Origin of the sequence: Rhizobium rhizoryzae, from assembly GCF_011046895.1 — a bacterium.
Classification (GTDB): Bacteria; Pseudomonadota; Alphaproteobacteria; order Rhizobiales; family Rhizobiaceae; genus Neorhizobium; species Neorhizobium rhizoryzae.
The window spans coordinates 1,292,277-1,304,747 of record NZ_CP049250.1 but is presented as its reverse complement, the minus strand read 5'-3'; the positions used below and the strand labels follow the sequence as shown (position 1 = coordinate 1,304,747).

Below are 12,471 nucleotides of genomic sequence, written 5' to 3'. Positions count from 1 at the left end.
AGAAATGGAGATATGAATGCTCGCGCTGTTTCAGACCATCGATCTGGCTTTGAACCTTTATACCTGGGTCCTGATCCTCAGTGCCATCTTCTCGTGGCTGTTTGCGTTCAACGTCATCAATTCGAGCAACCAGGTCGTCAATACCATCGGAACGATGCTGTATAACCTGACCGAACCGGCTTTGCGCCCCATTCGTCGCTTCATGCCGAACCTCGGCGGTATCGATATCTCGCCGGTGATCCTGCTGCTCATCATCTTCTTCCTCCGCTCGCTGCTCTGGACATCCATCGCTCCGATGTTCATTCGGTGAGCGACGCAGGCCATCCGGTCAGTGCCTATGCTGACCACATTCGGCTGAGTGTGAGGCTGACGCCCAATGCCTCGCGCGATGCCGTCGAGGGGCGAGAGACCGGCGATGATGGCGAATGCTGGCTGCGCGCCCGCGTGACTTCGGTCCCGGAAGATGGCAAGGCCAACAAGGCGCTGGTCCAGCTGCTTGCCAAATGGCTTCGTGTTCCGAAATCCTCGATCTCATTCATTTCCGGCGAAACATCGCGCAAAAAAATCCTCCGGATCGAAGGCGACCCGGAGGATTTGCAAAGCAAGATCAAGAGCCGTCTGGCTGACTGATCACTTCTGTACGTTGTAACGCTCGATCGCTTCGACGATCAGCCGCTTGGCAACCGTCACATCCTGCCAGCCACCGATCTTCACCCACTTGCCGGGCTCCAGATCCTTGTAGTGCTCGAAGAAGTGTTCGATCTGCTTCAGCGTGATTTCCGGCAGATCGGTGTAGTTTTCGATCTTGTCATAACGGCGGGTCAGCTTCGGCACCGGCACGGCAATGATCTTCTCATCCTTGCCGCCATCGTCTTCCATGATCATGACGCCGATCGGGCGAACATTGATCACGCAGCCCGGGATCAGCGGACGTGTGTTGCAGATGAGAACGTCCACCGGATCGCCATCTTCAGACAGCGTATGCGGCACGAAGCCGTAGTTCCCCGGATAGGTCATCGGGGTGTAAAGGAAGCGGTCAACGATCAAAGCGCCTGCATCCTTGTCCATCTCATACTTGATGGGATGGCCGCCGACTGGCACTTCTACGATGACATTCACGTCGTCCGGCGGGTTCTTGCCGATCTTGATCGCATCGATACGCATGGTTCTCCCCGAGTGCGTTGAATAGTGACGCCTCGATACTGGGAAAACCGCCGCATTGCAACACGACCATGTGCGAAGAAGCGGCTTTGAACCGCTGCAGTGTCAGGACCAGACGAAGCCCAGCTTTCGCAGGTTCACCTCGCCAAAACCTTCCATGCCTTCGACCATATCCTGGCCTCCGTGCCGACGGAAGAAACGCACGGCGTGCTCGCTGTCTTCAAGGCACCAGACCACGAGACCCTTGCAGCCCAGCGAGCGCAGAAGACGGCAGGACTCGCCGAACAGCTTGCGGCCCATGCCGATACCCTGAAACTCAGGACGCAGATAGATTTCGTAGATTTCCCCGTCCTGCGGCAGCGCCCGTGCGCGATTGAGACCAACCGTTGCATAGCCTGCAATCGTACCGGCAACGTCCAGCACCAGCAGCGTTGCCGGTCCCCGTGTCGCCCGACGCCACCAGGCTTCACCTCGACGCTCCAGCATCTCCGTCAACTGTCTGTGCGGAATGAGGCCTGCATAGGCTTGAGACCACGCTTCCCGGTGAACCTCGGAAACCGCTGTCGCATCGTTGGGTTCTGCGCGTCGGACGTCGATGGTTAGTGTCTTCATGACCGTGCTCACTCATGTCTGACGCAATCCAGGTGCGCCGCACGCCTCATCCGTGCCTCATGAAGTTAACGCATTCTTAACCTTCCCCACAAGACGGGAGCGACCACTGCCCACGAAAAAGGGCCCCGGTTGATACCGAAGCCCTTCCACAATTCAAACCTGTCGAAATCGATCAGGCGATCTTCTGCTTCTCGAAACGCTTGCGATCATTCGGATCGAGATACATCTTGCGCAGACGGATCGACTTTGGCGTCACTTCCATCAACTCGTCGTCCTGGATCCAGGACAGCGCGCGGTCCAGCGTCATGCGGATCGGCGGCGTGAGCTTGACGGCTTCGTCCTTGCCGGCAGCGCGGATGTTGGTCAGCTGCTTGCCCTTCAGTACGTTCACTTCCAGATCGTTGTCGCGGGAGTGAATGCCGATGATCATGCCCTGATACACCTTTTCACCCGGCTCGATGATCATCGGGCCGCGATCTTCCAGGTTGAACATGGCGTAGGCAACCGCTTCACCGGAACCGTTCGACAGAAGAACACCGTTGTTGCGGCCAGCAATGGCACCCTTGAACGGCTGGTAGCTGTGGAACAGGCGGTTCATGATCGCGGTACCACGCGTATCCGTCAGCAGTTCCGACTGGTAGCCGATAAGACCACGGGTCGGTGCCAGGAATTTCAGGCGGATGCGGTTGCCACCGGAGGGGCGCAGTTCTGTCATTTCGGCCTTGCGCTCGGACATCTTCTGCACAACCACGCCGGAATGCTCTTCGTCGACGTCGATAACGACTTCTTCGATCGGCTCCATCGTTTCACCGGTTGTTTCGTCCTTGTGCATGACGACGCGCGGACGCGACACGGCCAGTTCGAAGCCTTCACGACGCATGGTTTCGATGAGAACCGCGAGCTGCAATTCGCCGCGGCCGGACACGAAGAAGGAATCCTTGCCTTCGGCTTCTTCGATCTTCAGGGCGACGTTGCCTTCGGCTTCCTTCAACAGACGGTCGCGGATGACGCGGCTCGTCACCTTGTCGCCTTCCGTGCCAGCCAGTGGGCTGTCATTGACGATGAAGGACATGGTGACGGTAGGCGGATCGATTGGCTGGGCCGTCATGGCTTCCGTCACGGACGGATCGCAGAACGTGTCGGCAACAGTTCCCTTGGAAAGACCGGCGATGGCCACGATATCGCCCGCATGGGCTTCGTCGATTGCCGTGCGCTCGATACCACGGAAGGCGAGGATCTTAGAAATACGACCGGTTTCGATCGTCTTGCCGTCCTGACCCAGAACCTTCACAGCCTGGTTCGGCTTGATGGAACCCGACGCGATACGGCCGGTGATGATACGGCCGAGGAAGTTGTTGGCTTCCAGGATCGTGCCGATCATGCGGAACGGGCCTTCTTCGACGGTCGGCTCCGGCACGTGCTTCAGCACGAGATCGAGAAGCGGTGCGAGACCCTCATCCTTCGGGCCTTCCGGATTGAAGTTCATCCAGCCATCGCGGCCCGAACCGTAGAGAATCGGGAAGTCGAGCTGCTCGTCCGTTGCGTCCAGGTTGGCGAACAGGTCGAACACTTCGTTGATGACTTCTTCATGGCGGCCGTCCGGACGGTCGATCTTGTTGATCGCCACGATCGGGCGAAGACCAACCTTCAGAGCCTTGGAGACAACGAACTTCGTCTGCGGCATCGGGCCTTCGGAGCTGTCGACCAGCACGATTGCGCCGTCCACCATCGAGAGAATACGCTCGACTTCACCGCCAAAGTCGGCGTGGCCGGGGGTGTCGACGATGTTGATGCGAACACCCTTCCACTCGACAGAGGTCGCCTTGGCAAGAATCGTGATGCCGCGCTCTTTTTCCAGGTCGTTGCTGTCCATCACGCGTTCTGCAACGCGCTGGTTTTCACGGAAGGAGCCCGACTGTTTCAGGAGTTCGTCGACGAGGGTCGTTTTCCCATGGTCAACGTGCGCGATGATCGCGATGTTGCGTAGTGCCATATCAAAAATCTCTGAAGCTGCGGCGCTTGAACCATCAATAATGAGAACGCGCCAATTTTCGTTGGCGCGCTCATAGCCTGTTTTTCGCAAACGCGAAAGGGGGCGGGACCGGAACAGTTAATTCCAGCCCGTCAACCCGCTTAAATCATGCCCTGCGAACCGGATCGAGCGTCACCTTGTAGAGTTCCACGTCGTCACGGTCCATCAGCCGCACGGTCAATTGCTCGGTCTGGCCGTCCACGTCCACAAGGCCAAAGAACTGCAGACCGGCGGATGGCGGCAGGTTCTGTCCCTGTTCGGCGGTCGGTGCCTTGATGAACTTCAGCTCAGGACCAAACGTCATGTCGAGGTCGTTCGGGCCGAATGTTCCCGCATGCAACGGACCGGAAATGAATTCCCAGAAGGGTTCGAAGTCCTGGAACTTGGCCTTGTCGGGATTGTAATAGTGGGCTGCGGTGTAGTGCACATCCGCCGTCAGCCACACGGTGTTGTAAATCCCCGCCGTCTTGATGAAGCGGAGCAGATCGGCGATCTCCAGTTCGCGGCCCTTCGGCGCGCCATTGTCGCCCTGGGCAACCGCTTCCGTACCCTTGCGATTGGCAAAATCGTCCCAGACGATGACACCGAGCGGCATGTCAGCCGCTATGATCTTCCACGTGGCCTTGGAGGCGGAAAGCTCCTGCTTCAGCCAGGCCACCTGCTGCTCGCCCAGAATGCGCGATTCCGGCGTCTGCTCCGTCTCCATGCCGTCATGGTTCGAACCGCGATAGCTGCGCATATCAAGGAAAAAGACATCGACCAGCGGCCCATAGGCGATCTTGCGATAGACCCGGCCCGGTTCGGCGGGCGTATAGCGGATGGGCGACATTTCGTGGAAAGCACGGGCGGCGCGCGCCGTCAGCAGGGAAACGGATTTTTCCTTGTAGCGGTCATCCGCCATCAGGTTCTTGCTGGATGACCAGTTGTTGACGACTTCATGATCGTCCCACTGGTAGAAGGTCGGACAGACGGCGGAAAGCTCCCGCACATGCCGGTCCATCATGTTGTATTTCCACTGGGCGCGGTATTCGTCCAGCGTCTCTGCCACCTTGCGCTTTTCGTCGATCAGCACCGTGTTTTTCCATGTGGTCCCGTCCTTGAAGGCGACCTCATCCTTCATCGGGCCATCGGCATAGATCGTATCGCCCGAATGGATGAAGAAATCCGGCTGATGCCGCGCCATCGTCGCATAGGTCTTCATGCCCGTCTCGTCGATACCCCAGCCCTGACCGGCCGTATCGCCCGACCAGACGAAGCGCACGGAACGGCGCGAAGCCGGCGCCGTGCGGAAACGTCCAGTGATCGGCTCGGAGACGCTGTTTATGTGAGCAAGGTCGGCTGCAACGAAACGATAGAAAATGTCCTGATCGGACGGCAGGTCGGCCAGCAGGCGCTTCACGGCAAAATCCGTCTCGGCCAGCGCATCCATCGGCGCAAGTCGCACCGGGTTCTTGAAGCTCTCGGTGGTCGAATATTCCATCATGATGCGCGACGGACGATCGACACGGGTCCAGATCATGCCGGATGACATATCGACATCGCCCGACTGAACGCCATGGGTAAAGGTTGGGCGGTCGGCGCTACGGGCGTAGAACGGAACAGCAAGACCGGAACCCGCGACAAGGCCGGTTGCAGCTGTGGAAACGAGGAAGGAACGGCGTGACACCTGTCCGAGTGTGTTGCGCATGAAACTCTCCTGGAGCTCGATGGATGGAAGCGGTCGGTACGAAAACTCGCTGACCGGAACCCACCATGCGCACGTGTCAGATTCATCATGCCTAAATGAAGGTTTGTTGATGTTTCCGTGACGGAGATCGAACTCCGCCCCGGAAACGCTATTACGATGCCTCAGGCGTCGCTGCCAGAAAGTTCTCCCACCATGGCAAGGCCCTTCTTCTTCAGCATGGCCTCGGGATCCGGAAGCTTGCCGCGGAATGCCTTGTAAGCCTCTTCCGGATCGATGGAGCCACCAACGGAATAGATGTTGTTCTTCAGCTTGCGCGCCATGACGGGATCAAACGCATTGCCTGTCTCCTCGAAGGCCGCAAAGGCATCCGCATCCAGCACTTCCGACCACATGTAGGAATAATAGCCAGCCGAATAGCCGTCGCCAGAAAAGACATGCTGGAAGTGCGGCGTCGCATGGCGCATGACGATCGAGGACGGCATGCCGATTTCCGAAAGAATCTGAGCCTGCACCTTCATCGGATCGTCTACCGCTCCACGCGTATGGAAGGCCATGTCCACCAGGGCCGACGAGGTGAATTCGACCGTATTGAACCCGGCATTGAAGGTGCGAGCCGCCAGCACCTTGTCCAGCAGCGCCTTTGGCATGGGTTCACCGGTCTCGTAATGAACGGCATAGCGGGTGAGAATCTCCGGCACCGTCAGCCAGTGTTCGTAGAGCTGCGATGGAAGCTCGACGAAGTCGCGCGAGACACCCGTGCCCGAAACGGAAGGATAGGTCACGTCCGACAGCATGCCATGCAGACCATGGCCGAATTCGTGGAACAATGTGCGTGCATCATCCAGCGAAAGCAGCGCGGGCTTGCCGGGCGCGGGTTTTGCGAAGTTGCAGACATTATAGATGATCGGCAGTTCGCCCTCGGCACCATTCTTCAGAGGCAGCTTGTGCTGGCTCTGGAACGAACTCATCCACGCACCCGAGCGCTTCGAGGAGCGAGCGAAGTAATCGCCAAGGAACATCGCCTTCAATGTTCCCTCCGCATCGCGAACCTCGAAGACACGCACGTCTGGATGATAGGCGGCGATGCCCTTCGTTTCGGTGATGGTGATGCCGAACAGGCGATGCGCAACGTCAAAGCAGGCTTCGATGATCTTTTCGAGCTGCAGATAGGGCTTCAGTTCCGATTCGGAAAAATCGAACATCCGCTCGCGCAGCTTCTCCGCATAATAGCGCCAGTCCCAGGGCTGAACCTTCCCGTTGATGCCATCTTCCGCCATAAGCCCTTGCAGCGACGCCTCTTCTTCTGAAGCCTTGGAACGCGCTTTGGCCCACACCTTCATGAGCAGATTGTTCACATTGGCGGGCGTCTTCGCCATCGTATCATCCAGCTTGTAGGCGGCGAAATTCTCGTAACCCAGCAGCTTGGCCTTTTCGAGCCGAAGCGCCAGCACCTGCCGGACGATAGCGACATTATCCCGCTCGCCACCATTCTCGCCACGCTTCACCCAGGCATGAAACGCCTTCTCGCGAAGGTCGCGGCGGCTGGAAAACGTCAGGAATGGCTCGATGATCGAACGCGACAGCGTCACCGCATAGGCACCTTCAGGCGCGCTCCGCTCGCGGGCGGCAGCCGACATCGCATCTTTCAGGAAACCCGGAAGACCGGCCAGATCCTGCTCATCGGTCAGAACCAGCGACCAATCCTTCTCGTCGCCCAGAACATTCTGGCCGAACTGCGCGCCAAGGCCCGCCAACGTCTCATTGATGGAAGCCAGACGCTCCTGCTGTTCGCGCGAAAGCTTGGCACCGGCGCGCACGAAACCTTTCCAGTGGCGTTCCAGGACGCGCATTTCCTCGACGGTCAGGCCAAGCTCCTGGCGCTTTTCCCAAAGGCTGTCGACGCGGCGAAACAGGCCCTCGTTCATGGCGATGCGCGAATAGTGCCGGGACATCTTCGGCGCGATCTCCCGCTCCAGGGCCTGGATCGCATCATTGGTATGAGCGCCGGCGCGGTTCCAGAACAGCGCCGATACGCGCGACAGCTCGTCGCCCGCAATCTCAAGCGCCTTGATCGTATTCGAGAAACTTGCCGCCTCTGTATTGTTTGCGATCGAATCGATTTCAGCATCATGCAGTTTCAACGCAGCATCGAAGGCCTGTCCGAAGTCTTCGTCCCGTACACTCTCGAAGCGTGGCAGACCGTTCGGACCGCTCCATTCGACAAGAGCCGGGTTGATTTGCGAAGCCATAGTCATCGATCGATTTCCTTCTTGTGGAGCATGCCATCATCCTCGCCAAAATGGCGATTCTGGGAAGCGAAACAACAAGGAATAGAAGAAATATTAACTAATTATTGACAGTTGACCGATTCGTAACTGGCGCTAGTGTGCGGCATGCTATCCAAATGATGATGGATATGGCCGACGTGGAAATCACTTCCCTTCACTGGTCGAGCGGTTTGTTTCATCGCGATCAAACCCGTGACGCCAGGGCAGAAAAACCGCAGTTCTCCGTACCCTCGGAAGCAACACCTGCTTTCGAGGTGCCTGCCGTTGACGAGAAGGCACTGGATTATTCCGCCATAGCACCGCGCCTGCTTCGGGAAGTCGCCCTTCAGCGATACGTATCGGGCGATATAGACCAGGATACCTACATCGCGCTGGCGCAAGAACTGCCAATGCAGATTTCCGATACTGCTGGAAACGTTCTCGACCTCTCGTCTGTGACCGATGACACGGAGTTCGACTTCGCGGCCTATTACACGGATCAACGCGAACTGGCCATTTCGCTGGGCGATGATGAAAAGGCGGCAACGCTGACCTCCGTCCTTAAATTTCTGAATTCCTGAACTTCTTTCGGCCAGCGGCTGTCATATAATCCCTATTGGTGATATTAAGTCATGCTTATTATCGCGGGTCAGGGCATGACAGACAGTATCGGCATTCACGGTTTGGGCTTCCTGTTGATCGACAGTGCACGCTGGTTGAGGCTCGCGTTCGAACGCCGTATCGCAGAAGCGGGCTTGGGCATTACGGCTGGCGAAGCAAGGACGATCCTCAACCTGCATGCCATGCAGGCCTGTCGCCAGATGGATCTGGCACAGCGCATGGGCGTAGAACCCATGACCGTCTGCTCGTTTCTTGATCGTTTGCAGAACCTCGGCTTCATCGAACGGCAGACAGACCCGACCGATCGGCGCGCCAAGCGCGTCACGCTGACCGAGCGCTCGCAGCCCTTGATCGCAGCGTTGGAAGAAGAGCTCGATCATCTGCTGACCCAGGCAACACAGGGATTGGATGCTCAGGAAACATCGGCCCTGAAGCGCGCGCTTCAAATGGTGATCACCAATTTGCAGGGCGAACTTGCCAATTCGGTGGAAGAGGCGAAATCAGCCTGACATGCAGGATATCACAAGGCCCACTGCCGTGATGAGCGAACGGCGCGTGACATTCGTCGGCGCGCTTCTGACCACGCTCGGGCCGATTTCCATGGCCATCTATACGCCCGCCATGCCGCAACTCGTGCAGGCTTTCGGCACGACGGAAGCCGCGATCAAACTCAGCCTGTCGCTCTTCTTTGGCGGCTTTGCCGTCGCACAACTCGTGGCAGGCCCGCTGTCGGATGCGCTTGGCCGTCGAACGGCAACGCTGATCTTTCTGGCGATCTATCTGATCGGCTCTGCGCTCGCCTTCGTCGCGCCAACGGTGGAGGCGATCCTCGTTGCACGCCTCGTGCAAGGAATTGGCGCCTCGGTAGGCGTCGTGATTGGTCGGGCAATTGTTCGCGATCTCTATACGGGCGCCAATGCGGCACGTATTCTCAACATGATCGGCATCTTCCTGGCCATAGGTCCGGCCCTTGGCCCGACACTCGGAGGCCTTGCGCTCGCCGCCTTCGATTGGCATGCCGTTTTCGTCCTGATGATCGCCTTCGGCGTGGTAGCGACAGCCTGTACCTTTTTCCTGCTGAAGGAAACGGTCGTCCCGGACCCCTCACGGCTGGAACCGAAACAGTTGATCGTGAACTATGCGGAAGTGGCTCGAAAGCCGATCTTCCTTGCAACCTCTCTCGTTCTCAGCGGCACCATCGGCGCGCTTTACGCACAAGCGACCATGCTGGCCTTCATCCTGATCAACCGCGTAGGGCTGACACCGACCCAGTTTGGGATAGGCATGCTCATGCAGTCCGGCTTCTTCCTGCTTGGCTCGATCACGCTGAAGATGCTGTCTGCCAGACTGGGCAATCTTGTCTGTGCGAGAGTGGGGATTACGCTTTGCGGCATCGGCGCAATTGTCATGGCGCTTTCGGTCGCGTGGCTTGAGCCGTTTTTCCTGTCGATCATGGGGCCGGTCGCGATCTGCGCCTTCGGGCTGGCGCTCGTATCGCCCTATGTCGTGACAGTCGGAATGGCGCCCTTCCCTCATATTGCCGGGTCCGCCTCCGCCCTGACTGGCTTTCTGCAGATGGCGGGCGGCTTCGTGGGCGGTTTTCTCGCCGCATCCTTGGGCGATCCTCTGACGGCGTTTGGGATCATTATCCCTGCCATGGAAATCATGGCCTGCGCCGCATTCCTCTGGCTGACCTATCTTCTGAAGCACCAGAAGGCATAGAAAAACCCGCCTCCAACACTGAAGGCGGGTTAAAGATTCTCGCGAGATGCAGGCGTTACTTGCCGAGATTGCGCTTGGCCAGCGTGCGAAGACGCAGAGCATTGAGCTTGATGAAGCCCGCCGCATCCTTCTGGTCATAAGCGCCCTGATCGTCTTCGAAGGTCACGAGCTTGTCGGAATAAAGCGACTTGGCCGACTCGCGACCGATAACCATGACATTGCCCTTGTAGAGCTTCAGCGTCACTTCGCCTTCCACATGCTCCTGGCTCTTGTCGATCAGAGCCTGCAGCATTTCGCGCTCCGGCGAGAACCAGAAGCCGTAATAGATCAGCTCCGCGTAACGCGGCATGATCTCATCCTTCAGGTGCGCTGCACCCCGGTCGAGCGTGATCGATTCGATCGCACGATGGGCCGACAGCAGGATCGTGCCGCCGGGGGTCTCGTAAACGCCACGGCTCTTCATGCCGACGAAGCGGTTTTCGACCAGATCGAGACGGCCGATGCCGTTGTCGCGGCCGTAATCGTTCAACGTCTTCAGAAGCGTTGCCGGACTCATCTCCACACCGTTGATCGAGCAGGCATCACCCTTGCGGAAGCCGATCTTGATGGTGGTTGCCTGATCGGGCGCCGCTTCCGGCGAAATCGTGCGCATATGCACGTATTCCGGCGCTTCCTGTGCCGGGTCTTCCAGAACCTTGCCTTCGGAGGACGAGTGCAGGAGGTTGGCGTCGACAGAAAACGGTGCCTCACCCTTCTTGTCCTTGGCAACCGGGATCTGGTGCTGTTCAGCGAAGTTCAAGAGATCTGTACGGCTCTTGAAGGTCCAGTCGCGCCATGGCGCGATGATCTTGATATCCGGGTTCAGCGCGTAGGCCGAAAGCTCGAAACGGACCTGGTCATTGCCCTTGCCGGTCGCGCCATGCGCGATTGCATCGGCGCCAGTCTTCTTGGCAATATCGATCAGGTGCTTCGAGATCAGCGGGCGGGCGATAGACGTGCCGAGCAGATAAACGCCTTCATAAACGGCATTGGCGCGGAACATTGGGAAGACGAAGTCACGGACGAATTCTTCGCGCACATCCTCGATGAAGATTTCCTTGATGCCCAGCATCTCAGCCTTCTTGCGCGCAGGCTCAAGCTCTTCGCCCTGACCGAGATCGGCCGTAAAGGTCACGACTTCAGCGCCAAGCTCCGTCTGGAGCCATTTCAGGATGATCGAGGTGTCGAGACCGCCGGAATAGGCAAGGACGACTTTCTTCACGTCTTTCGGGAGTGCCATATCGAAAACTTCCGTCTGGAGGGGGCGGTTTGACCGGCAAATCCGCCTTCAGGTTTTGAATGGCGGCACTTTTAGCGAGTTTACGGCGCGGTTCAAGTGCAGGCAGCCAGATGGCCGGAACTTCGCTCGTTCCGTTGAAACGACACGTAAAGGCCCCATATGCCTTTGCCGACCCTATCGTTCGAAGAGGATCACCATGAGCATTCAACATCCTGCATTTGCGAAGGGCCATGTGGCCGTCATCACCGGTGCCGCCTCCGGCATCGGCCTTGCTGCGGCCAAGGAGTTTGCACGAAACGGTTTGTGTGTCGTGCTGGCAGATCTGGAGGGCGACAAACTCGATGAAGCCTGCCGAGATGTGCAGGCTCTGGCCGAAGGCGGCGAGGCCGATGTCGTGGCAATCGCGACCGACGTGTCGAAGCCGGAACAGCTCGAATCCCTGGAACGGGCTGTCATCCAGCGGTTCGGACGCGTCCATGTCCTCATGAACAATGCAGGCATTCAGCCGGGCAGCAGCCTGTTCGGGCCACAGGCCAATTGGGATAGCGTTTTTGCCGTCAACCTGATGGGCGTCATTCATGGAACCCGGATTTTCGCCAACGACATGATGGCGCATAACGACCCGGCGGTGATCATCAACACCGGCTCGAAACAGGGCATCACCACGCCACCCGGCGACCCGGCCTATAACGTGGCAAAGGCAGGCGTGAAGGCGTTTACCGAGGCGCTTCAGCATGAGCTGCGCAACACCGAAGGCTGCCATGTCGAGGCGCACCTACTCATTCCGGGCTTTGTCTACACCGGCCTGACAGCAAACGGCCGCACGGAGAAACCCTCAGGTGCATGGACGCCGGAACAGACCGTCGACTTCATGCTGAGAAGCATAGAACGCGGCGACTTCTACATTCTCTGCCCGGATAACGACGTGGACCGTCCGACAGACGAGCGCCGGATTGCCTGGGCCGCAGGCGATATCATCGAAAACCGCCCGCCCTTGTCGCGCTGGCACAAGGACCACGCTGAAGCGGCAAGCGCCTTCATCGCCAAGCGCTGATTGGCAAATTAGGCAAGGCAGGATAAAGCTTCGGAA

12 protein-coding genes are annotated in these 12,471 nt (G+C 58.3%); 6 read left to right on the top strand and 6 right to left on the bottom strand.

Features of this window, described 5'->3' with window-relative positions; all coding sequences use genetic code 11:
- Positions 1 to 16 precede the first annotated feature (16 nt).
- Both G6N80_RS12365 and G6N80_RS12360 read left to right on the top strand, forming a co-directional pair.
- A complete protein-coding gene (locus G6N80_RS12365) occupies positions 17 to 310 on the top strand; it encodes a YggT family protein (protein ID WP_062556119.1) in 294 nt (97 codons plus the stop codon).
- On the top strand, positions 307 to 630 hold the full coding sequence (locus G6N80_RS12360; RefSeq protein ID WP_165134136.1) for a DUF167 domain-containing protein: 324 nt from the start codon (positions 307 to 309) through the stop codon (positions 628 to 630). The genes G6N80_RS12365 and G6N80_RS12360 overlap by 4 nt, the downstream gene beginning before the upstream one ends.
- On the opposite strand, the gene ppa is transcribed toward G6N80_RS12360, so the two are convergent.
- The 5 genes from ppa to G6N80_RS12335 all read right to left on the bottom strand — a co-directional run bounded on the left by ppa (position 631) and on the right by G6N80_RS12335 (position 7,747).
- A complete protein-coding gene (ppa, locus tag G6N80_RS12355; RefSeq protein ID WP_165134133.1) occupies positions 631 to 1,164 on the bottom strand; it encodes an inorganic diphosphatase in 534 nt (177 codons plus the stop codon).
- 102 nt (positions 1,165 to 1,266) lie between these two features.
- Entirely contained in the window at positions 1,267 to 1,773 is a 507-nt protein-coding gene (locus G6N80_RS12350) for a GNAT family N-acetyltransferase (RefSeq protein WP_062556122.1), read from the bottom strand.
- Positions 1,774 to 1,945: 172 nt separating this feature from the next.
- Positions 1,946 to 3,766: a translational GTPase TypA gene (gene typA, locus G6N80_RS12345; protein ID WP_062556294.1), complete on the bottom strand. Its 1,821-nt coding sequence runs from the start codon at positions 3,764 to 3,766 to the stop codon at positions 1,946 to 1,948.
- A gap of 145 nt (positions 3,767 to 3,911) precedes the next feature.
- Positions 3,912 to 5,492 carry an alkaline phosphatase D family protein gene (locus G6N80_RS12340; protein WP_165134130.1) on the bottom strand — a complete coding sequence of 527 codons (1,581 nt, stop codon included), beginning with the start codon at positions 5,490 to 5,492 and terminating at the stop codon, positions 3,912 to 3,914.
- Positions 5,493 to 5,653: 161 nt separating this feature from the next.
- Positions 5,654 to 7,747, bottom strand: coding sequence for a M3 family metallopeptidase (locus G6N80_RS12335; RefSeq protein ID WP_165134127.1), 2,094 nt, complete (start codon positions 7,745 to 7,747; stop codon positions 5,654 to 5,656).
- Positions 7,748 to 7,917: 170 nt separating this feature from the next.
- Here G6N80_RS12335 and G6N80_RS12330 point away from each other — a divergent pair, with 170 nt between their 5' ends.
- The 3 genes from G6N80_RS12330 to G6N80_RS12320 are packed head-to-tail and all read left to right on the top strand — an operon-like array spanning position 7,918 to position 10,102.
- Positions 7,918 to 8,340, top strand: a complete 423-nt coding sequence (locus G6N80_RS12330; RefSeq protein WP_183898036.1) for a hypothetical protein — start codon at positions 7,918 to 7,920, stop codon at positions 8,338 to 8,340.
- Between the two features lie 51 nt (positions 8,341 to 8,391).
- Complete coding sequence (locus G6N80_RS12325; RefSeq protein WP_244484797.1) at positions 8,392 to 8,889, top strand: MarR family winged helix-turn-helix transcriptional regulator; 498 nt, start codon at positions 8,392 to 8,394, stop codon at positions 8,887 to 8,889.
- Position 8,890: 1 nt separating this feature from the next.
- Positions 8,891 to 10,102 (top strand): multidrug effflux MFS transporter, encoded by a 1,212-nt coding sequence (locus G6N80_RS12320; protein WP_246251481.1) that lies wholly within the window; start codon positions 8,891 to 8,893, stop codon positions 10,100 to 10,102.
- A gap of 55 nt (positions 10,103 to 10,157) precedes the next feature.
- Here G6N80_RS12320 and G6N80_RS12315 read toward each other — a convergent pair whose 3' ends face one another.
- Positions 10,158 to 11,381 (bottom strand): argininosuccinate synthase, encoded by a 1,224-nt coding sequence (locus tag G6N80_RS12315; RefSeq protein WP_165134121.1) that lies wholly within the window; start codon positions 11,379 to 11,381, stop codon positions 10,158 to 10,160.
- 196 nt (positions 11,382 to 11,577) lie between these two features.
- Here G6N80_RS12315 and G6N80_RS12310 point away from each other — a divergent pair, with 196 nt between their 5' ends.
- Positions 11,578 to 12,435, top strand: a complete 858-nt coding sequence (locus G6N80_RS12310; RefSeq protein WP_165134118.1) for an SDR family NAD(P)-dependent oxidoreductase — start codon at positions 11,578 to 11,580, stop codon at positions 12,433 to 12,435.
- The last annotated feature ends 36 nt before the right edge of the window (positions 12,436 to 12,471 follow it).